This is a genomic window from Streptomyces sp. NP160, assembly GCF_006335115.1.
Classification (GTDB): Bacteria; Actinomycetota; Actinomycetes; order Actinomycetales; family Quadrisphaeraceae; genus Quadrisphaera.
Map to the genome: position 1 here is coordinate 33,581 of NZ_VDMJ01000034.1, position 19,413 is coordinate 52,993.

Below are 19,413 nucleotides of genomic sequence, written 5' to 3' on the forward strand. Positions count from 1 at the left end.
ATCGTCTGCGAAGCAGCCCGAAGCAGGATCAGCAGCGAGACGGCGGGGGCGAAGTCGGCCATGCACCCAGCCAGGGGCCTCACGCCTCCGGTGATCGGCCCTCGACGCGAGGATCCTCGCGTGGTTTAGCCGTAGAGCTCGTCGTAGGCGGTCATGATCTGCCCGAGCTGCCATGCGAGAACTGCGGTGGTCGCGACGGACACGCTCCACAGGGCGATGACCCCTACCGCCGCCCACCCGGGCTGCTTGCGCACGATGATCGCCAGGATGCCGGCGATGCAGCCGGCGTTGACGAGCAGCAACAACAACAGCGCGATGGAACCTCCGGCAGCCATGAGCCATGATCTCGCCGACGATGGCGAATGCGGCCAGCCACGCCTGGTGGCCGCAGAGCCCCCACCTCACTGACCGGACAGCGATCGTCGACGAGAACCTTCAGGCGCCGATGAAACCTGTTCGTCCGGCCGCCCCCCGCACGCTCGTCGTGCCCTGCGGCTGACCACGCCCCCGCGCCGACCGCGCCGGTCGGGACTCCGCTGGGCATGGATCCGGAGGACTACTTGGATGCCTTGTTCCCCGCCCGCTTGCTCCCCCGCTACAGCAGAGAAGCAACCCAGTCGAGGAGGTCGCCCACCGGGCCGCCGTCGGCAGCACCGCTCACCAGGAGCGCCAGGACGCCGGTGATCCCGGCGACCGCAGCCCACCCGATCGTGATGCGGTTGGTGCGGTGCTGCGCGCGCTGCGCCTCCGCCTGGTCGGCCACCTGAGCCTGCTGCAGCGCGAGCAGGTCCCGCTGCCCCTGGACGATGGCATCCAGCAGCTCGGTCTGGCGCCGCATCGGCGCACCCAGCGCGTCCAGGTCCTCCTCGGACAGGTAGCCGTCGGGCTCGCCCTCCTCCCGCCCGGCCCGCGGGGCGAGCGCGGGCCGGACCTCCAGCTCGTGCACGAGGTCGGCCGCCCGGAGGCGATCGACGCCGGCACCCATGTTCCTGAGGTGCTCCATGCCGGCACCCATGTTCCTGAGGTGCTCCATGCCGGCACCCATGTTCCTGAGGTGCTCCACGCCGGCACCGGTGCGCAGCGACTCGCGCAAGGTGCTGCGCAGCCGCTCCAGGTGGCTACCGCTGGCAGCCTGCAGCACCTCGTTGAGGCGCACGGTGTTGGTGACGGCGCCCTGGGCCTTGAGCAGGGCGCCCTTCACCCCAGCACTGTCGGTCAGGCCCTGCAAATCGCGCAGGGTCGCCTCGCGCATCGCCTGGGCAGCCTCATCGGCCGGGCGCAGGACCTCACGGGCGGCCTCCGCCTCCGGTCCCTCCCCCTCGGCCAGCTCCATCACCTCGCGCAGACGCATGCGGGCGACGCGGTCGCGCACCGGGTCACCGCTGGGCGGAGGCTCGGTGGCTGCATCGAGGTCGAGGACGGGACGCGCGTGAGGCGCCGTGGTCTGGTGATCATCCATGTGGTCGATGGTGCACTCCCTCAGCGACGCGTCGGTCGAACTACGCGCGCTGGCGCACCCTGCCCCACCGGTGCCTCGCGCCGAGGTAAGGCCCTGCTCACAGGGTCAGCACTCCACGACCGTGGGGCACCCCGGTCTCCACGACGGCCGTCCACTCCTGGGCGCCGGCTCTGGAGGTGACTCGCAGCCGCAGCCGACTGGCCCGAGGCGGCTGCGGCAGCTGCACCCGCCAGATGGCGCGCTCGCCCCGGAGCAGGCCCGGCCAGGTCGCGCGCCGGCGGGGGCGTTGCTGACCCGGCGCGACGCCGTTCTGATCCGGGGTGAACCCCACCAGCGCCCCGTCGAGGTTGCCGTCGTCGATGACCTCAACGGCCAGGCCGTCCAGGTCGACGTGGCCGGGCACTAACTCCAGCAGCAGACGCACGTGCTCTTCGCTGTCCTCGCGCAGGCTCAGCGTGAACGTTGGGGCGATGTCGTCGTGGCGACGCTGCTCGGCCAGCCGGTTGGCCTCCTCCGCGGCGCGCGCCTGCCGTCCGGTGTCCCTGGAGGCCTTGATGGCGACGGCCAGGGCCGCCATCGACACCAGGAGCGCGAGCACGGCGAGGAGAAGCTCCACGTGGTCAGCGTGGCCGCTGGCTCCGACATACCGCGTCCCGACACACGGGCATCACCGAGGTGTGGCCGAGCCTGCCGCCGGACCTCGACCGTCTCGAGGGGGTGGCGAAGGCTGCGGCCTGCTTGTACTGCACAGAGATGGTGGTCAAGCGGCTGAACGGCGCCGCGCCCGCCGATTCTCGGCGTCCCGTTGACGGGACGGGAATCGCTAGCGTGCCGCTGACGATCCTGGCGCGGGCTGCTTCGCAGGGGATTCTGACGCGGTGAAGTACGCCCAGGCGCGCCACCACCATTGGCAGCGCATCTTCGTCAGCGCCCTGGCTCACTGTTTCGCCCCGTGTCTGTCAGAGACTCGGAACTAACGCCTCGACGGTAGCCGGGACGTTGATGCCAGCGGTGTTGGCGTAGTAGTCGGCCTCGAATTCCACCGGCGGGACCAGGCCCAGTTCACCGTGCAGACGCCGGTGGTTGAACCAGTCCACGTACTCCGCCACCGCGATCTCGAGGTCGTCGATGCCCTTCCACGGGCCGCGGTGGCGTACCAGCTCAGCCTTGAACAGCGAGTTGAACGCCTCCGCCAGCGCATTGAACGCCTCCGCCAGCGCATTGTCGTAGCTGTCCCCGGTCGACCCGACGGACGCGACAGCGCCGGCCTCGGCTAGTCGCTGGGTGTACCGAATCGCGACGTATTGGGCGGTCTCAACTGGTCGACGCAACACCAGCCTGTGCCAGCGACTGTAGGTGCTCAGCGAAGGCCTCAGCCGGCGTGCGCCAGGACAACACCTTCCGTGGCCTCTCGTTCAGCGCTGCGGCGACCGCAGCGAGCTCTCTGGCGTCCCAGCGGGCCAGGTCGGTGCCCTTGGGGAAGTACTGGCGCAGCAGCCCGTTCGTGTTCTCGTTCGTGCCGCGCTGCCAGGGACTGTGAGAATCGGCGAAGTACACCTGTAGGCCGGTCTGAACGCTCAACGAGACGTGCTGAGCGAGTTCCTTGCCGCGGTCCCAGGTCAGGGATCGGCGCAGCGCTTCGGGCAGCGTCGACATCTGCTCGGTCAGGGCCCGGGCCATCGCCACGGCTCCGTAGCCGCCTAGCGAGGGACCGTTCTTGCCCCCCGGGGCTAGCCCGTAGCCAGGCAGGCGCGGCAGGTGCACCAGCATCGTGAAGCGAGTGGTCCGCTCGACCAGGGTGCCGATGGCGGATCGGTCGGTGCCGATGACGAGGTCGCCTTCCCAGTGCCCGGGTACGGCGCGGTCGGTGACCTCAGCCGGCCGCTGACTGATCATGACCTCAGCGGTGACGTGGCCATCGGGGCGTGCACCCTTGTTGGCTTGTGCGCGGGCACGCGGCACGCGCAGCGCGCGTCCTGTGCGCAGCGCGGCGACCAGCTCCCGCTTCAGCGCGCCGCGCCCTTCGATGTAGAGGGCCTGGTAGATCGCCTCGTGGGAGATCCGCATGGACTCATCGTCGGGGAAGTCCACCCGCAGCCGCGCGGAGATCTGCTGCGGGCTCCAAGCGCTGACCCAGCGGCGGTCGGCGCGATGAGGCTTGCTCCGCCCCGCCCACGCCGTGGTCGCCGGACCGGGCACCACCGAGCCGTCAGCGTCTCGCAGGTAGCCGTCCAGGCGCTCTTGGACGTAGTCCCGCAGCCGGTCATTGCCGACCAGCTTGGCCTGCTTGGGGCGACGCGCTGCCAGTTCGGCCTTCCACTGGGCCACCGATGCCCGGTAGTCCAGCTTGGCGCTGCGGGTGGCGGCGTTGCGGCGAAGCTCTCGGGAGACCGTCGAGGGGCTGCGTCCGATGGCTCTGGCGATGGCGCGCACGCCGGCGCCTTGCACCCGCAGCAGGGCGATCTCCTCGCGTTCGGCGAAGGAGAGGTAGCGCCCGGACGCCTCGGTCAGGGTGGTCGTCGCCATGCCGCCACCGTGGCGGAACCACCGTGAGCCGACGGGCCCGGACACGCCCACCGCGACTGCGGCGTCTTCGCTGCTCAGTCCTTCGGCGATCTTGCGCCAGAAGGCGCGTTCGATGTCGCGGCGCACCGGGGGACGACCCGGTGATCGCATCGACGGGCGCCCCGTCAAGGTCACCATCCACCCTGGTCCACGTCCCAACAGACACCTCCTGCTCGAGGTGTTGCGTCGACCAGTTGAGTCCGCCTTGAACGCCCTTGTCCGAGTGCGCCACGACCCCGGCGACATCACGCCCGGCGTGTTCGCGGGTCCACAGGCCCATCTCCAGGGCGTCCAGGGCCAGGTCGGTGCGCAGGCTCTTGGACACCTGCCATCCCACCACCCGCCGACTGAAGACGTCGATGACGAACGCGGCGTACACCCACCCCGCGAAGGTGCGGCAGTAGGTGATGTCAGCCACCCACAGCCGGTCCGGCGCCGGCGCGCTGAACTGGCGCTCCACCAGGTCCGCGCGGGTCTCAGGCCCGGCCCCGGGGAATGTCGTGCGGGGTCCCTTCGCCCTGCTCACACCCCGCAGCCCGGCGGCGCGCATCAGTCGCTCGACGCTGCAGCGGGCCATCGGCTGCCCACGCCGGACCAGCTCGGCGTGGACCTTGCGGGAGCCGTACACGCCGTAGTTCTCAGCGTGCACCGCTCGGATCGCCGAGGTGCGAGAGGCGTCGATGACCGACCGCATCGACGGTCGCCGCGAACGGGCGGCGTAGTAGGTGCTCGGGGCGACCTGCAGTGCCTCGCAGATCGGCTCGACCCCGAACTCGCCCTTGTGGGCGTCGATGTATTTCACGCTCAGCGCTGTGGGCGGTCGAGCTCCGCCGCGAAGAAAGCCGACGCGCTCTTCAAGATCGCGTTGGCCCGGCGCAGCTCGCGGTTCTCGCGCTCGAGCTCGGCGATCCGGCGGGCTTCGTCGGTGGTGGTGCCCGGACGTAGGCCCTCATCGACCTCGGCTTGGGAGACCCAGTTCCTCAGCGTCTCGGGGTTGATACCCAGCTGCCCGCCGATCCGGGCCAGCGCCCCGGGCCTGGTGGCTGGGTCGCGGCGAGCTTCGACCGCCATCCGGATCGCTGGCTCGCGCAGCTCATCGGGGTACTTCCTCGGTGCCGCCATGACTCTCATCCTCCAGTGGGTTGAGAGCCTCCTTCAGAGTCGGGGCGAGACACCACGGTGCGGGGCCCGGGCTCGCCGGCCCAGGGCAGGCGGGCGTCGATGAACTCACCGGGACCGCTGCGGACCTGGTGCACCCCCTCCAGCCCGTCAGCGGCGACGTCGACGGTGACCCGGGAGCGCTGCAGGGTCACCAGGCGCCGCCAGGCGGCGACCCCCCGGACCGAGCTCGGCTCACGACCGGGCGGGGCGAGCACGACGCGAGCCAGCACCCTGACCTGCCCGTCGACGCCGTACCCCGGGTAGGGCAGGACGGCGTGGCTCCACCCCCGCCGCTGCAGCGCGGCAGCGAGGACGTCGCGGCGTGGACGACCGAGGCGCCAGAGGATCCCTCCCAGGCGGGATGCGGTGACCGGCTCGGTCTCTGCACCCTCGCCAAAGGGCTCAGGCGCGACGGCGGCCTTGCGTGGCCCGGTAGATCGCCAGCACGATGATCGCGCCGATGATGGAGCCGATCCAGCTGGAGGGCTGCACCAGGCTCTCGCCCCGGCCGAACAGCAGACGGCCCAAGAAGCCGCCCACGGAGGAGCCCACGACGCCCAGCAGCAGCGTCCCGCCGACGCCGAGGCCGGAGCGGCCGGGGACGACCAGCCGTGCGATGTAGCCGGCGATGATGCCGATGCCGATCATCGTGCCGAGCACGGTGACCGCCTAGGGGTGGGAGAAGGGCCCGCACGACGCTAGGGGTGGATCGTCGTCCCAGCGACCCGACCGACGATCGCGCCGGGCTGGCGCCGCGGACCTCCTTCCGCTCCGGTCCGTCGTCGTCTACCCTGGCTATATGTCAGGACAAACTTCATCGGCGCGGGCGGCCATGACCTTCCGCACGCGCAAGTGGGTGCGACCGGAGGACCTCAACGCCAACGACACGCTCTTCGGTGGCAGCGTGCTCCGGTGGGTCGACGAGGAGGCGGCCATCTTCGCCATCCTGCAGCTGGGCAACCACCGGGTGGTCACCAAGTTCATGTCGGCGATCGAGTTCGTGGCCTCGGCCCGCCTGGGCGACCTGGTCGAGCTGGGCCTGACCGCCACGACGTTCGGTCGCACGTCGCTGACCATGCGCGCCGAGGTCCGCAACATGGTGACGCACGAGCCGATCGTCACGGTCGAGGAGATCGTCTTCGTAAACCTCGGACCCGACGGCCGCCCGGCCCCTCACGGCTTCACCGAGTCCACGCAGAGCCGTGACCGCATGCCGGGCTTCCGCCCTTCCTGAGCTCGCCCGTCCGAGGGGGCGGGGACGGGCGGCTACACGCGCGCCAGGGTCGTGATGTCCTCAGCGAACTCAGCGGCTGCCTCCGCCGAGACGGTGGCGCGGGTGCTGGCCACGGCCCGCAGGTAGTCCTGCGTGGTGGGCCCGGCCCCGCGCACCTCGCCACCGACCCCGCCACCGACCTGCTGGCCCGCGCCGGCGGCGCCCAGGGCGTGCTCCATGGCGGCCTGGGAGGCGCGGCGCGCGGCGAACTCGATGTCGGCCGGGGAGAAGCCCTCGCTGCGCGCGACCACCTCGGCCAGGTCCACGTCGACGGCACCGGAGGGCAGGTAGGCGCGCCAGATGGCGTGGCGGGCGGCGGCGTCGGGCAGGCCGATGGGCAGGACGTAGTCGAAGCGGCCGTGGCGCAGGAACGCCCCGTCGATGGCGCGGATGAAGTTGGTCGCGCACACCAGCAGCCGGCCGGGCTGCTCGCGGAACGCCGGGATGATCTTCAGGAGCTCGTTGGTGACGCCCTGCAGCGGCGAGGGCGGCTCACCACCGCGCCGCCCGGCGATCTCCTCGACCTCGTCGATGAACACCACCACGTGCTCCAGCGCCGCGATCTTCGCAAACGTCTCGCGCAGCGCGCCGGCCAGCCCGGCGGGGTCGGCGGCCAGGCGGGAGGGGAAGACCTCGACGAACGGCCACTCCAGCCGGGACGCGATGGCCTTAGCGAAGGTGGTCTTGCCGGTTCCGGGCGGACCGAAGAGCACCACCGCGCGCGGTGGTGCCACCCCGAACCTGTCGGCCACGTCGGGGTGGGCCAGGGGGATGACCAGGCGGCGCTCCAGCAGGCCCTTCTCCTCGGTCATCCCCCCGATGGCGTCCCAGCGGTCCCGGGAGAGCATGCGCCCGCCCAGCTCGCCCAGCAGGGCCACCTCCGCGCGCTGCAGGGGCAGGTCGCGCTCGAGGTAGTGCAGATCCTTGAGGGTGGTGAACCCCTGCCGGTGGAACGCGCCCAGGGCGACCGGGTCGTCGGCGAGCAGCGCGGACAGCTTGGTCAAGCCCGCACCGGTCATCTCCCGCTCCAGGGCGGCCAGCAGCCGCGTCCCCAGGACCTCGTGGCCCGGCGCGGTGCCCAGGAACACCACCCAGCCCTGGGCGTGGGCGGCGCGCCCGACCACGGCGCCGACCAGGCGCCCGGCCTCGTGCGCGACCACGGCGTGGTCCTTCTCGCAGGAGGCCAGCACCTCGGCCAGGCCGTACACGGGCTGCCCGGCCGAGCGGGCCGAGGCCTCCCACAGCGCGAGCACGCCCTCGACGTCGTCGGCGTGGAAGGGGCGCACCGTCACCCGGCTCACAGCGCCCTCCGAGGTGGCGAGGCGGTCCTCACGGCAGCGGTGCCGGGGGGCGTGCGGGTGCGACCCGCGCGAGCTGGCCGGACGGCACGGCCTCCCGGCCGTTCACGAGCTGGTGGCAGGGGCCTCGGCGCCGAGCCGCGCGCGGGCGCCGGCGACCCCGTCGCGCAGGGCCTGCAGCTGGTAGCGGGAGACGGCCTCGGCGTCCTCGTCCTCGGCGAAGACGGACGAGCACATCACCGCGTCCTCGCGCTGGTCGAAGCCCAGACGGACCAGGCCGTCGAAGAAGGCGTCGAAGTCGACGTCGCCGTCACCCACCTTGAGGTGGCTGTGCACGCGCACGGCGTTGCCCGGCGGGTTGGTGATGTAGCGCAGCCCGTGGGAGCGGGTGTGGTCGAAGGTGTCGGAGACGTGGACCAGCTGCAGCAGGTCGCCCGCGGCCTCCATGACCACCTCGGCGGGGTGCCCGTGGTGGAAGGTGTGGCTGGCCACGTACACGAAGCCGACGTTCGGGCTGTTCAGCCCCCGGATGACGCGCAGCGCCTCCAGGCCGTCCTCGACGAAGTCGTCGGGGTGGGGGTCGATGAGCACCCGCACGCCCTCGCGCTCGATGATCGGCAGCAGCTCCTCCATGGAGCGGTAGAACGCCGCGTCGGAGCGCTCGGCGGCCTCGGGACGACCGGAGAACTCCGTCCCGATGACCTGCACGCCGAGGTCGACGGTGATCTGGATGACGCGCTTCCAGGCGCGCACCGCGGCCTCGCGGTCGACCTCGTCCGGTCCCGACCAGCGCAGCACCGGCAGCACCGAGGCGATGCCGACCCCGGCGGCGTCGCACTCGGCCCTGAAGCGCTTGACGAGCGCGTCGTCGGCGCGGGGGTGGCGGAAGAAGGGGATGAAGTCGCGGTGGGGCGTCAGCTGCAGGTGCTCGAAGCCGAGGTCCGCCGCCAGGCGCGGGAGCTCGAGCAGGGAGTGGCTGTGGTGGAACGGCGTGGGGTCGAGGGCGATCTTCACGTGGTCCTCCTCAGCGGGTGCGGGCCGCGGGGCTGCCCGCCAGCAGGTGCTGCAGCGTGCGGGTGGCGATGGGCAGCGGGTCGTCCAGGGACCTCACCGGGTACATGTCCTGCTCGACGACGGCGAAGACGTCGGGGCCCACCAGCTCGGACACGAGGTCGACGACGGGCGGCAGGGGCGGCTCGCCCGCTCCCCCGTCGGTCGGCTCGCACATGACGCCCTGCTGGACCGCGATGGCGAACGGGGTGTCGTTCTTCAGCGCCGCGGCCCGCAGCGCCGGGTCGACCTGCTTGAGGTGCAGGTACCCGATCCTGTCGGGACGGTCACGGATGATCTTCATCGTGTCGCCGAGGTAGTAGGCGAAGTGACCGGTGTCGAGGCAGAGGTTGGTGTACCTCGGGTCGGTCTCGTCCAGAAACCGCTCCACCTCGGCGTGGGTGCCCACATGGCTGTCGGCGTGGGAGTGGAACTGCTGGTGCAGCCCGAACTGCTCCAGCAGCGCCTTCCCCAGCTCGTCGTGCCCGGCGGCGAGCCGCTTCCACTGGTCGTCGTCGAGGGTGCGGGCCTCGAGCGTCTCGGCCGTGGCGTCGGAGCGCCACAGGTCGGGGATGACGACGAGGTGCTCGGCGCCCAGCGCGGTGGTCAGCTCCGCCACGCGCAGCGCCTGCTCCCAGGCGGCGGACCACTGGTCGCCCTCCTTGTGGAAGCCGGTGAAGACGGTGCCCCCGACCAGCTCGAGGTCGCGCTCGCCGAGCTCGTCGCGCAGGCGCTCGGGGTCGGTCGGCAGGTAGCCGTAGGGCCCGAGCTCGATGAGGTGGTACCCGGCGGCTGCCACCTCGTCCAAGAAGCGCTCCCACGGCACCTGGCGCGGGTCGTCGGGGAACCACACGCCCCAGGAGTCGGGGGCGGTGCCGATGCGGAGTCCGGGGGTGGTGCTCATCGTCGGGTGGTTCCTCGCAGACGGGGTCGGGTCAGCGGTCAGGGGCGTGGGTGGTCGCGGCGTCAGCGCTTTAGCTCGTGCGCCAGCTCGGCGAGCTCCTGGCCGCCGGCCATCTCAGCGGTCAGCTCCTCCAGGGTGACCTCCGAGCGCTTCCTGTCGAGCACGCGGCGTCCCAGCTTGAGGATGATGAAGTGGTTGCCCACCAGGTAGGCGTGGTGGGGGTTGTGGGTGATGAAGACAACGCCCAGGCCGGCGTCGCGAGCCGCGGCGGTGTACTTCAGCACCACACCCGACTGCTTGACGCCGAGGGCGGCGGTCGGCTCGTCGAGGATGAGCACCCGCGCGCCGAAGTACACGGCGCGCGCGATGGCGACGCACTGCCGCTGGCCGCCGGAGAGCGTGCCGATCGGCTGGTCGATGTCCTTGACGTGGATGCCCATCTTCTGGAGCTCCTCGTCGGCGATGCGCTTCATCGCCTTGATGTCGAGCGGCGCCAGGGGGTAGCTGCCCTTGCGGAGCTCCGACCCGAGGAAGAAGTTGCGCCAGACCTCCATGAGGCCCACCACCGCGAGGTCCTGGTAGACGGTGGCGATGCCCTTCGCCAGGGACTCGCGGGGCGAGGAGAAGGTCACCTCCTCGCCGTCGACAACGAACCTGCCCTCGGAGTGGGAGTGCAGCCCCGACATGATCTTGATGAGGGTCGACTTGCCGGCGCCGTTGTCACCCAGCACGCAGGTGACCTCGCCGGCGTTGACGCGGAGGTCGACGCCCTCGAGGGCCCGGATGGCGCCGTAGACCTTGCCCACGCCGCTCATCTCGATGAGGGGAGCGCCGACCTGGAGGTCCTTGTCGGCGTGCTCGGTGATCGTGTCAGTCATCTCAGACCCTCCGTGCTGCGACGTTCTTGATGTACAGGTTGACCAGCACGGCGAGCAGGAGCATGACGCCGAGGAAGGTCTTGAACCAGTTCGGGTCCCAGCCGGCGTAGACGATGCCCTGGGTGGTCATCCCGAAGATGATCGCGCCGATCGCCGAGCCCACCGCGGAGCCGTAACCGCCGGTGAGCAGGGCGCCACCGACCACCGCGGCGATGATGTAGACGAACTCGTTGCCCACGCCGACGCCGGACTGGACGGTGCTGAAGGCGAAGAGCAGGTGCATGCCGAGGAACCAGGCCAGGAAGGCCACGCCCATGAACAGGCCGATCTTCACCTTGCGCACCGGCACCCCGACCGCGCGGGCGCTGGCCTGGTTGCCGCCGACCGCGGTGATCCAGTTGCCGACGCGGGTGCGGAGCAGCACCCAGGTGGCGACAGCGGTGAAGAGGACCCACCACAGCACCGTGACCTTGAGGTTGAGGGGGCCCAGCGAGAGGGTGCTGGCGAAGACCGCCCTGGCCGACTCGAAGCCGTCCATGTCGCTGATGTTGGCCGTGGCCACGGTGCCGGTCAGCAGCTTGGTGACGCCCAGGTTGACGCCCTGGAGCACGAAGAACGTGCTGAGAGTGACCAGGAAGCTCGGGATGCCGGTCCGCATCACCAGCCAGCCGTTGACGAAGCCGATGGCGAGGGCCACCACGAGGGAGACGACCACGCCCACCCAGACGTTCAGCGAGAGCTGGTAGCTCGTGATCGCGGCGGCCAGCGCCGAGGTCGTCACCGCGACGCCGGAGGACAGGTCGAACTCGCCGCCGATCATGAGGAGGGCGACGCCGACGGCGACGATGCCGATGGTCGAGCTGGCGTAGAGCACTGTCGAGAGCGCTGCCAGGCTGCGGAACGCGGGGGCGGCCGCCAGGAAGAAGATGGCGATGACGATGGCGGCGGCGGCAGCGCCGATCTCCGGTCGGGCCAGCACCTGGCCGAGCAGGGACCGGCGCGGCCTCTGCGCGGCGGCGGGCGCCGGTGAGGGGTTCTTGGTCGCCACGGTGGTGGACATGGCCGTTCATCTCCGAGTCAGTCGTGGGCGGTGGGTGCGAAGGGGGTGCGGCGAGTCTTCGCCTCCCGGGCGGGCAGGGGAAGGACTCCGGGCGGGGCGCCTCAGCGCGCCTCCGCAGCGGGGCGGGGGGACGGCGCGGCCGTCCCCCCGCCCGCGCTCAGCGGGTGTTGTTCTTGGCGTAGTCGACGATCGGGCCGATGTTGGTCGCGTCCACGATCGACGGGCCGGTCAGGGTGGGCTTGCCGCCACCGATGTCGTTGCCGTTGGACAGGTTCAGCCACAGCGCCGTCACGGCCATGTAGCCCTGCACGTACGGCTGCTGGTCGATGGAGAACTCGATGTCACCGTCCTGGATGGCCTGGGCGGCGTCGGCGTTGAGGTCGAAGGTGATGACCGTGGCCTGGCTGCCCGCGTCGGCCTTGGCCTGCAGCGCCGTCATGGCGATCGGGGCGCCGAGGGTCACGATGTCGGTGATGCTCGGGTCCTGCTGGAGCTTGGCCTGCAGGGTGGACTGCACCGCGGTGAGGTCCTCGCCGTTGACGTAGAGGATCTCCGTGTTACCGGCCGTCTTGGTGACGCCGTTGCACCGGGCGTCCAGGGCCACCGAGCCCTGCGCCTGGATGACGCACAGGGTCTTGGTACCGCCGTCGGCGACGATCCTCTCCCCCACCGTCTGGCCGGCGAGGTCCTCGTCGGAGCCGAAGTACATGCCGACGCCGAACCGGGAGTAGTCGCTGATGCCGGAGTTGAAGGCGACCACGGGGATCCCGGCCTCGGCAGCGGCCTGGGCGGCGGGGCCGACGCTGTCGGGGGTGGCCATCGTGGTGGCGATCCCGTCGACCTCGCTGTCCACGGCGTTCTGGATGAGCGTGGCCTGCTTGGCGCCGTCGGGGTCGTTGGAGTACTTGAGGTCGATGCCGTGGGCGGTGGCGGCCGCCTCGGCACCGGCGCGGATCTTGTCCCAGAAGGTGTCACCGGCCTGCTCGTGGGTGACCATGGCGATGGTGTAGGAGGTGCCGCCGGCCGCCGGCGCGATCGCGCCGCCGTCGTCGGAGGAGGTGTTCTCCTGGGCGCCACCGGAGCTGCTGCAGGCGGCGAGAGCCAGGGCACCGGCCACGCCCAGGGCGGCGAGGCGCAGGGTCTTCGAGATCCTCATGGGAGTCCTTCCGTCGGCTGCGCAGGGCACCGGTGTCCGCGCGGGCGAGCGTCGTCGTGTTCCGGGCGCTGGTGCGCGGCTGCACCGCTTCAGATCCGTCGACCGTTCCTCGGCGACGTCGCCGTGGTGCAGGTGCGGTGCAGCTGGTCCGGAAACCTGGGGGAACTTCATGCTCATGTCCTTACATGCGCACAAGCAGACTGTGGCACACCCCCCGGGGACCGTCAAGGGTTCTCTTGGACCGGTCCAGGTCAGGGCCGGGACGGGCGTCGGGCGGGGCCCTCGAGGAGGGGACCCGGCCGGTCCGGGGACGACGGAGGGGCGGGTGCGCACCGCGCACCCGCCCCTGCGTCCGGCCCGTCCGGGCGGACCAGCGCCGTCAGGCGCGGCGCTCCAGCACCACCTCGGTGCGCCGGCCCGAGCGCAGCGCCTCGACGCCGGCGGTGGTGACCGCCGTCGCCGCGTAGCCGTCCCACGCGGTGGGTCCGGTGGCCGTGCCGCGGCGCGCGGCGTCGGCCCAGGCCTGGAACTCCAGGTCGTAGGCCGCCTCGAACCGCTCCTTGAACGACGGCGGGACGGCGCGTCCGCGCGAGGCGCTGCCGGCGCCGCCCCTGGCGACGACCGGGCCGCCCTCCAGCCCGATCATCGCGGTGCCGCGCTCGGCCACGAGCTCGGTGCGCACCTCGTAGCCGAGACCGGTGGCCACGTTGACCTCGACGTCGACCAGGGCGCCGCTCTCGGTCTCAAGCAGGGCGAACGTCGGGTCGGACAGGCCGTCCGGCACGTCGTGGCGCGAGCGGGGGTGGATCACCGTGATGGCGGTGATCTCCTCTCCCAGCAGGAAGCGGGTGCAGTCGACCTCGTGGACGAGGCTGTCGAGCACCACCATCTCCGAGGTGAAGTGCGGCGGCACGGAGGCGTTGCGGTGGGCGCAGTGGAGCATCAGCGGCCGGCCGAGGTCGTCGGACTCCACCAGGCGGCGCAGCGCCGCGTACTCGGGGTCGAACCGGCGCATGAAGCCCACCTGGACGAGGCGTCGCCCGGTGGCGCGCTCGGCCTCCACGAGGCGCAGCGAGCTCTCGACGTCCGTGGTCAGCGGCTTCTCGCACAGCACCGGCCTGCCGCGCTCGAGGCAGGCGGTGACCAGCTCCTCGTGCGTGTTCCCGGGGGTGGCGATGACGACGGCGTCCACCTCCTCGTCGGCGATGGCGGACAGCGGGTCGGCAGCGACCCGCACGCCGGGCCAGGTGGCGGCGACCTTCTCCGCCGTGGCGGGGAAGGCGTCGGCCACGACCACGGCGCGCGCACCGGCCGTGCGGGTCTGCAGGCGCCGGACGTGGTCGGCTCCCATCATCCCGACGCCCACCACGGCGACCCGCAGGTCGGACAGCTCCTCGGTCATGCTCTTGCGCTCCTCAGGTGTGGGAAGCGGGTGGCCGACCTCCCGCGATCACCGTGATCGCGGCAGGTCGGCCACCCGCGGGGTCGAGTACCGGTCGGGTCAGGCGTTGGTGGGGAAGCCCAGGTTCAGACCGGCGTGGCTCGGGTCCAGCCAGCGGCTGGTGACGACCTTGCCGCGGGTGAAGAAGTGCACGCCCTCGGTGCCGTGGGCGTGGGTGTCCCCGAACAGGGAGTTCTTCCACCCCCCGAAGGAGTAGTACGCCATCGGCACCGGGACCGGCACGTTGATGCCGATCATCCCGACCTGGATCTCGTTGGCGAAGCGCCGCGCGGCACCACCGTCGTTGGTGAAGATCGCCACGCCGTTGCCGTACGGGTTGGCGTTGATCATCTCGACGGCGTCGGTGTAGCTCTCCACGCGCAGCACCGACAGCACCGGCCCGAAGATCTCCTCGGTGTACGCCTTGGACGTCGTGGGCACCCGGTCCAGCAGGGTCGGGCCGAGGAAGAAGCCGGACCCCTCGGCGTCGGGGGTGACCGTGCGCCCGTCCACGACGACGTCCGCGCCGTCACCGGCGGCGACGTCGATGTAGGAGGCGACCTTGTCGCGGTGCACCTTGGTCACCAGCGGGCCCATGTCGCAGGAGCGGCGCCCGTCACCGGTGCGGATCTTGCCCGCCCGGTCAGCGATCTTGGCGACCAGCTCGTCGCCGATGCCGCCCACGGCCACCAGCGCCGAGATGGCCATGCACCGCTCCCCCGCCGACCCGAACCCGGCGTTGACCGCCGCGTCGGCGGCGAGGTCGAGGTCGGCGTCGGGCAGCACCACCATGTGGTTCTTGGCCCCGCCCAAGGCCTGCACCCGCTTGCCGGCCGCGGTGCCGCGCTCGTAGACGTACCTGGCGATCGGGGTGGAGCCCACGAAGGAGACCGACGCGACGTCGGGGTGGTCCAGCAGACCGTCCACGGCGACCTTGTCGCCCTGCAGGACGGTGAAGACCCCGTCGGGCAGGCCGGCTTCCTTCCACAGTCCGGCGATGAACAGCGAGGCCGACGGGTCCTTCTCCGAGGGCTTGAGGACGACGGTGTTGCCGGTGGCGATCGCGACGGGGAAGAACCACATCGGGACCATCGCGGGGAAGTTGAACGGGGAGATGACCGCGGTCACCCCCAGCGGCTGGCGCACGGAGTGCACGTCGACGGCGGTGGAGGCGTTCTCGGTGAAGCCGCCCTTGAGCAGGTGGGGGAGGCCGCAGGCGAACTCCACCACCTCCTGGCCGCGGGCGACCTCCCCGGCGGCGTCGGACAGGACCTTGCCGTGCTCGGCGGTGATGATCGCGGCCAGCTCCGGGGCGCGGTCGTCCAGCAGCTCGCGGAAGCGGAACAGCACCCGGGTGCGCTTGGCGAGGGACGTGTCGCGCCAGGCGGGGAACGCCGCCTTCGCCGAGGCCACGGCGGCCTCGACGTCGGACGGCTCGGCCAGGACCACCTGGCGGGCCACCTCGCCGGTGGCGGGGTCGAAGACGTCAGCGGTGCGCGTGGAGGCACCACGCGTGGCAGCACCGTCGATCCAGTGCTCCACCACGGGGTGCAGCCCGGGGACGTCGGGGGTGGGGCCGCCCTGGGACGCCTCCTGGATCGGGGCGTCGTGCTGGGGGACTGTCAGCTCGCTCACGGGGGTTCTCCTCAGCTCTGTGCGGGGGTCGTGGGGGCGGCCTCGGAGGGCCGTAGGAACGGGCGCTGGCGCGCCTTGTGCTCGTCGTAGGTCCCCCGGGCGCGCTGCGTGCTCTCGAGGGTGGAGACCTCGCTCACCGGCACGTCCCACCAGCTCTCGCTGGACGGCGCGTCGACGAAGGGGTCGGTCTCGACGTGGATGACCGTCGACTCGCTGGACGCCTTGGCGTCGAGGATCGCGGCCTCGAGCTCCTTGCGGGTGCTGGTGTGCACCACGTGCACGCCGAGGCTGGCGGCGTTGGCCGCCAGGTCGACGGGGAGGAAGTCGCCGTCGAGCCTGCCGGAGGACGTCCGGGCGCGGTAGCGGGTGCCGAACCGCTGGCTGCCCAGCTGCTCGGACAGGGACCCGATGGAGGCGTACCCGTGGTTCTGCACCAGGACGACGATGACCTTGACGCCCTCCTGGACGGCGGTCACCAGCTCGGTGGCCATCATGAGGTAGGAGCCGTCGCCGACCATGACGAAGACGTCGCGGGGCGCGGCGCCGTGGCGCGCGTCGTCCTCCGCGGCCATCGCGACGCCGATGCCGCCGGCCACCTCGTAGCCCATGCAGGAGTACCCGTACTCGACGTGGTAGCCCTTCGCGTCGCGCACCTGCCAGAGCTTGTGCAGGTCACCGGGCATCGAGCCGGCGGCGCACACGACGACGTCGCGCGGGTCGGACAGCTCGTTGACGGCGCCGAGCACCTGGTTCTGGTCGGGCTGGACGTCCAGGTCCCCGGAGTCCCTCGCGTAGACCTGTGCGACGGTCGCGTCCCACGCCGCCTTGAGCTCCGCGGTGCGGGCTCGGCGGGCGTCACCGACGTCGTACCCCTGCAGCGCGGAGACCAGGGCCTCCAGGCCCTCCCTGGCGTCGGCCACCACGGACACCGCGGAGTGCTTGGCGGCGTCGAGGGAGGCGACGTTCAGGGTCACGAACCGCACGCCGGGGTCCTGGAACGCCGTGCGCGAGGCGGTGGTGAAGTCCTGGAACCGGGTGCCGACGCCGATGACGACGTCGGCCTCGCGGGCCAGGGCGTTGGCCGCGGTCGTTCCGGTGGAGCCGATGGCCCCCACGGACTGCGGGTGGTCGAAGGGCAGCGCACCCTTGCCGGCCTGGCTCTGGCCCACGGGGATGCCGGTGGCCTCGGCGAGGGTGCGCAGGGCGTCCTGGGCGCGGGAGTAGTGGACGCCGCCTCCTGCGACGAGGAGCGGCCGCTTCGCCGACCGGATGAGCTCGGCGGCGCGCGCCAGCGCGGCGCGCTCCGGCAGCGGGCGCCCCACGTGCCAAGTGCGCTCGGCGAAGAGGTCCTCGTCCCAGTCGTGGGCCTCGGCCTGCACGTCCTGCGGGAAGCAGACCGTGACGGCGCCGGTCTCGGCCGGGTCGGTGAGGACGCGCACCGCGCCCAGGAGCGCACCCGGCAGCTGCTCGGGGCGCCAGACCCTGTCGAAGTAGCGCGACAGCGGGCGGAACGCGTCGTTGACGGTGACGTCGCCCGAGGCGGGCAGCTCGAGCTCCTGCAGCAGCGGCCCGGCCGAGCGGGTGGCGAAGGTGTCAGCGGGCAGGAGCAGCACCGGCAGGCGGTTGATGGTGGCCAGCGCCGCGCCCGTGAGCATGTTGGTGGAGCCGGGGCCCACCGAGGCGGTGACGGCCCAGGTCTGCAGCCGGTCCTTGGCCCGGGCGTAGGCGACGGCGGTGTGCACCATCGCCTGCTCGTTGCGGCCGAGCACGTAGGGCAGGCCCGGCTCGCGTCCCGCCTCGAGGGCCTCGAGCTCGTCCTGCAGGAGCGCCTGCCCGAGGCCGGCCACGTTGCCGTGGCCGAAGATGCCGAGGGCGCCGGCGAAGAGCTTGGTGCGCACGCCGTCGCGCTCGACGTGCTGGTTCGCGAGGAACCTCACGGTCGCCTGGGCGACGGTGAGCCGCACGGTCATCGGGCGTCCTCCTGATCGGTGCCGCGGCCGCCGAGCGGCAGTCGCGGGTCGGTGGGCTGGTCGGCCCAGGTGCTGCGCACCCAGGCGTGGTCGGGATCGTCGACGATGCGCCAGGCGCGGTCGTCGGCGGGTCCGGCCATGGCGTTGAGGTAGTAGAGGTGGTTGCCCGGTGCGGCCATGCAGGGACCGTGCCACCCGTGCGGCACGAGCACGGTGTCGCGGTCGCGGACCTCGACGAGGACGTCGACCTGCCGGTCGTCCCGCTCGGACGTCGAGTAGGTCCGGTGGTAGCCCACCCCGGGCTGTCCGGAGGGCCCGGGCGCCACCTCGAAGTAGTAGACCTCCTCGAGCTCGCTCTCGTGCTCGGTGGTCTCGTCGTGCTTGTGCGGCGGGTAGCTCGACCAGTTGCCGCCCGGGGTGACGACCTCGACGGCGACGAGCTTGCTGGCCACGTCGACGTCGGCGGAGGCGAAGTTGCGCACCTCGCGGGTGCACGACCCGGCGCCGCGCAGCTCCACGGCCACCTCGTCGGCGGCGACGTGCCGGACGGGCTTGCGGACGCCCTCGGGGAGCACGCCGGTCCTGGCTCCGGGCACGCCGATGCGGGTGCCGTGGCCGTCGGGCGGGGCGCTCAGCACGGCCGTGGAACCGGCGGGCAGGTAGAGGACGTCGGTGGGGCCCGCCCACACCGAGGCGCGCCCCGCGAGCTCGAACGGACGGGGCTCCCCCTCGACGCTGACGACCAGGTCACCGCGCAGGGGGACGAGCACCACCTCGTCCTCGTCGGTCTCGAGGCGGACCTCCTGGCCGGGGGCCAGGTCAGCGGCGCGCAGCGAGGTCCACCCCCACCCGGCGACCTCGGGAGTCACGCTGACGTCCCAGACGAGGTCGGCGGTGGAGCCGGCGCGCAGGTGGAGGTCGGCGTTGGCGAGGGTCACGGGGCCACCAGCACGTCCCGCACGATGGCGTCGAGCTGGGCGTCGGCCTCGAGGAACTGGCGCAGCGTCTTGCGGGTGGCGCCGAACTCCTCGAACTCCTCGACAGTCATCCCGTCGACCTCGTAGGCCTTCGTGAACTCCGGGATCGTCCGCAGCGCGGCCAGGTGCTCCTCGGCGACCGGCTCGTCGATCGCGTGCGGGTTGACGGGCAGGTCGTTCTCGTTGATGCGGGCCTGCCAGTCGAACGGCGGGGAGACCACCAGGTCACCGCCCTGCAGCTCGCTCCACTGCATGGAGTTGCGGAAGGCGGCCGAGAGGATGCGCACGCGGTAGCCGCGCTCGACGAAGAGGTGGTGCGCCTTCTTCAGCGCGGCGACGCCCGCCCACTCCAGGTGGCCCGGGTCGACGAGGATGCGCTGCTTGGCCGTGTACGCCTTGAGCCAGTCGTCCAGGCGCCCACCCATGATCGTGCAGACGTGGCCGAACTCCGGCATCGGGAGGCCCTCGGCCTCGCGGCGGCTCATGCCGCGCTCGATGGCCTCGGCCACGGCGATCGCCTGCGGCACGGTGAAGGAGACGGTGGCGTTGAGGGACACGCCGCGGTAGGCGGCCTCCTCCATGGCCT

20 protein-coding genes, 2 pseudogenes and 1 other annotated feature are annotated in these 19,413 nt (G+C 71.8%); of the genes and pseudogenes, 2 read left to right on the forward strand and 20 right to left on the reverse strand.

What is annotated here, in order from left to right:
* Positions 1–125: 125 nt before the first annotated feature.
* Entirely contained in the window at positions 126–308 is a 183-nt protein-coding gene (locus FHN55_RS16730) for a hypothetical protein (protein ID WP_218974758.1), read from the reverse strand.
* Between the two features lie 32 nt (positions 309–340).
* Here FHN55_RS16730 and FHN55_RS22845 point away from each other — a divergent pair, with 32 nt between their 5' ends.
* A complete protein-coding gene (locus FHN55_RS22845) occupies positions 341–499 on the forward strand; it encodes a hypothetical protein (RefSeq protein WP_180357905.1) in 159 nt (52 codons plus the stop codon).
* 96 nt (positions 500–595) lie between these two features.
* Here FHN55_RS22845 and FHN55_RS16735 read toward each other — a convergent pair whose 3' ends face one another.
* From FHN55_RS16735 to FHN55_RS16770, 8 genes and pseudogenes are all read right to left on the reverse strand, one after another.
* Positions 596–1,459, reverse strand: coding sequence for a hypothetical protein (locus tag FHN55_RS16735; RefSeq protein ID WP_139713474.1), 864 nt, complete (start codon positions 1,457–1,459; stop codon positions 596–598).
* Between the two features lie 97 nt (positions 1,460–1,556).
* Complete coding sequence (locus tag FHN55_RS16740) at positions 1,557–2,075, reverse strand: hypothetical protein (RefSeq protein WP_139713475.1); 519 nt, start codon at positions 2,073–2,075, stop codon at positions 1,557–1,559.
* 343 nt (positions 2,076–2,418) lie between these two features.
* Positions 2,419–2,769, reverse strand: a pseudogene (locus FHN55_RS16745) (integrase core domain-containing protein); the annotation flags it as partial.
* A 4-nt stretch (positions 2,770–2,773) separates the two neighbouring features.
* Positions 2,774–4,162, reverse strand: coding sequence for an IS30 family transposase (locus FHN55_RS16750; RefSeq protein WP_139713477.1), 1,389 nt, complete (start codon positions 4,160–4,162; stop codon positions 2,774–2,776).
* A gap of 79 nt (positions 4,163–4,241) precedes the next feature.
* Positions 4,242–4,826 (reverse strand): annotated as a pseudogene (locus tag FHN55_RS24310) (IS3 family transposase); the annotation flags it as partial.
* Positions 4,755–4,868: a sequence feature (AL1L pseudoknot), on the reverse strand. Its footprint overlaps the pseudogene before it by 72 nt.
* Complete coding sequence (locus FHN55_RS16760; protein ID WP_180357907.1) at positions 4,829–5,146, reverse strand: transposase; 318 nt, start codon at positions 5,144–5,146, stop codon at positions 4,829–4,831. It overlaps the preceding feature by 40 nt.
* 5 nt (positions 5,147–5,151) lie before the next feature.
* Entirely contained in the window at positions 5,152–5,415 is a 264-nt protein-coding gene (locus FHN55_RS16765; RefSeq protein WP_139713479.1) for a hypothetical protein, read from the reverse strand.
* Positions 5,416–5,587: 172 nt separating this feature from the next.
* Positions 5,588–5,845: a GlsB/YeaQ/YmgE family stress response membrane protein gene (locus FHN55_RS16770; RefSeq protein WP_218974759.1), complete on the reverse strand. Its 258-nt coding sequence runs from the start codon at positions 5,843–5,845 to the stop codon at positions 5,588–5,590.
* A gap of 139 nt (positions 5,846–5,984) precedes the next feature.
* Between FHN55_RS16770 and FHN55_RS16775 the strand changes: the two genes are divergently transcribed.
* The gene (locus FHN55_RS16775) at positions 5,985–6,419 is read left to right on the forward strand and encodes an acyl-CoA thioesterase (protein WP_139713480.1); all 435 of its coding nucleotides are present in this window, start codon (positions 5,985–5,987) and stop codon (positions 6,417–6,419) included.
* Between the two features lie 32 nt (positions 6,420–6,451).
* Here the strand turns inward: FHN55_RS16775 and FHN55_RS16780 are convergent, their stop codons facing one another.
* The 11 genes from FHN55_RS16780 to FHN55_RS16830 all read right to left on the reverse strand — a co-directional run.
* Positions 6,452–7,759: an ATP-binding protein gene (locus tag FHN55_RS16780; RefSeq protein WP_139713481.1), complete on the reverse strand. Its 1,308-nt coding sequence runs from the start codon at positions 7,757–7,759 to the stop codon at positions 6,452–6,454.
* Between the two features lie 102 nt (positions 7,760–7,861).
* Positions 7,862–8,770 carry a sugar phosphate isomerase/epimerase family protein gene (locus FHN55_RS16785; protein ID WP_139713482.1) on the reverse strand — a complete coding sequence of 303 codons (909 nt, stop codon included), beginning with the start codon at positions 8,768–8,770 and terminating at the stop codon, positions 7,862–7,864.
* A 10-nt stretch (positions 8,771–8,780) separates the two neighbouring features.
* On the reverse strand, positions 8,781–9,710 hold the full coding sequence (locus FHN55_RS16790) for a sugar phosphate isomerase/epimerase (protein ID WP_139713483.1): 930 nt from the start codon (positions 9,708–9,710) through the stop codon (positions 8,781–8,783).
* A 62-nt stretch (positions 9,711–9,772) separates the two neighbouring features.
* The gene (locus FHN55_RS16795; RefSeq protein ID WP_139713484.1) at positions 9,773–10,588 is read right to left on the reverse strand and encodes an ATP-binding cassette domain-containing protein; all 816 of its coding nucleotides are present in this window, start codon (positions 10,586–10,588) and stop codon (positions 9,773–9,775) included.
* Position 10,589: 1 nt separating this feature from the next.
* Positions 10,590–11,648 (reverse strand): ABC transporter permease, encoded by a 1,059-nt coding sequence (locus FHN55_RS16800; protein ID WP_139713485.1) that lies wholly within the window; start codon positions 11,646–11,648, stop codon positions 10,590–10,592.
* Between the two features lie 157 nt (positions 11,649–11,805).
* Complete coding sequence (locus FHN55_RS16805; protein ID WP_139713486.1) at positions 11,806–12,804, reverse strand: substrate-binding domain-containing protein; 999 nt, start codon at positions 12,802–12,804, stop codon at positions 11,806–11,808.
* Between the two features lie 379 nt (positions 12,805–13,183).
* Positions 13,184–14,206 (reverse strand): Gfo/Idh/MocA family protein, encoded by a 1,023-nt coding sequence (locus tag FHN55_RS16810; protein ID WP_139713487.1) that lies wholly within the window; start codon positions 14,204–14,206, stop codon positions 13,184–13,186.
* Positions 14,207–14,305: 99 nt separating this feature from the next.
* Positions 14,306–15,799: a CoA-acylating methylmalonate-semialdehyde dehydrogenase gene (locus tag FHN55_RS16815; RefSeq protein ID WP_139713494.1), complete on the reverse strand. Its 1,494-nt coding sequence runs from the start codon at positions 15,797–15,799 to the stop codon at positions 14,306–14,308.
* A 92-nt stretch (positions 15,800–15,891) separates the two neighbouring features.
* Positions 15,892–17,850, reverse strand: a complete 1,959-nt coding sequence (gene iolD / locus FHN55_RS16820) for a 3D-(3,5/4)-trihydroxycyclohexane-1,2-dione acylhydrolase (decyclizing) (RefSeq protein WP_139713488.1) — start codon at positions 17,848–17,850, stop codon at positions 15,892–15,894.
* Positions 17,847–18,788 (reverse strand): 5-deoxy-glucuronate isomerase, encoded by a 942-nt coding sequence (iolB, locus tag FHN55_RS16825; protein ID WP_139713489.1) that lies wholly within the window; start codon positions 18,786–18,788, stop codon positions 17,847–17,849. Before iolB ends, iolD begins: the two co-directional genes overlap by 4 nt.
* A partial coding sequence (locus FHN55_RS16830) for a transaldolase family protein (RefSeq protein ID WP_218974760.1) occupies positions 18,785–19,413 on the reverse strand: 629 nt, incomplete at its 5' end. The genes iolB and FHN55_RS16830, both read right to left, overlap by 4 nt.

What these genes read in the sequence shown, in the direction of transcription:
- FHN55_RS16810 (WP_139713487.1), bottom strand. Translation starts at nt 14,206, where the DNA reads ATGACCGAGGAGCTGTCCGACCTGCGGGTCGCCGTGGTGGGCGTCGGG.
- FHN55_RS16805 (WP_139713486.1), bottom strand. Translation starts at nt 12,804, where the DNA reads ATGAGGATCTCGAAGACCCTGCGCCTCGCCGCCCTGGGCGTGGCCGGT.
- FHN55_RS16790 (WP_139713483.1), bottom strand. Translation starts at nt 9,710, where the DNA reads ATGAGCACCACCCCCGGACTCCGCATCGGCACCGCCCCCGACTCCTGG.
- FHN55_RS16800 (WP_139713485.1), bottom strand. Translation starts at nt 11,648, where the DNA reads ATGTCCACCACCGTGGCGACCAAGAACCCCTCACCGGCGCCCGCCGCC.
- FHN55_RS16795 (WP_139713484.1), bottom strand. Translation starts at nt 10,588, where the DNA reads ATGACTGACACGATCACCGAGCACGCCGACAAGGACCTCCAGGTCGGC.
- FHN55_RS22845 (WP_180357905.1), top strand. Translation starts at nt 341, where the DNA reads ATGATCTCGCCGACGATGGCGAATGCGGCCAGCCACGCCTGGTGGCCG.
- FHN55_RS16760 (WP_180357907.1), bottom strand. Translation starts at nt 5,146, where the DNA reads ATGGCGGCACCGAGGAAGTACCCCGATGAGCTGCGCGAGCCAGCGATC.
- FHN55_RS16735 (WP_139713474.1), bottom strand. Translation starts at nt 1,459, where the DNA reads ATGGATGATCACCAGACCACGGCGCCTCACGCGCGTCCCGTCCTCGAC.
- FHN55_RS16775 (WP_139713480.1), top strand. Translation starts at nt 5,985, where the DNA reads ATGTCAGGACAAACTTCATCGGCGCGGGCGGCCATGACCTTCCGCACG.
- iolD (WP_139713488.1), bottom strand. Translation starts at nt 17,850, where the DNA reads ATGACCGTGCGGCTCACCGTCGCCCAGGCGACCGTGAGGTTCCTCGCG.
- FHN55_RS16750 (WP_139713477.1), bottom strand. Translation starts at nt 4,162, where the DNA reads ATGGTGACCTTGACGGGGCGCCCGTCGATGCGATCACCGGGTCGTCCC.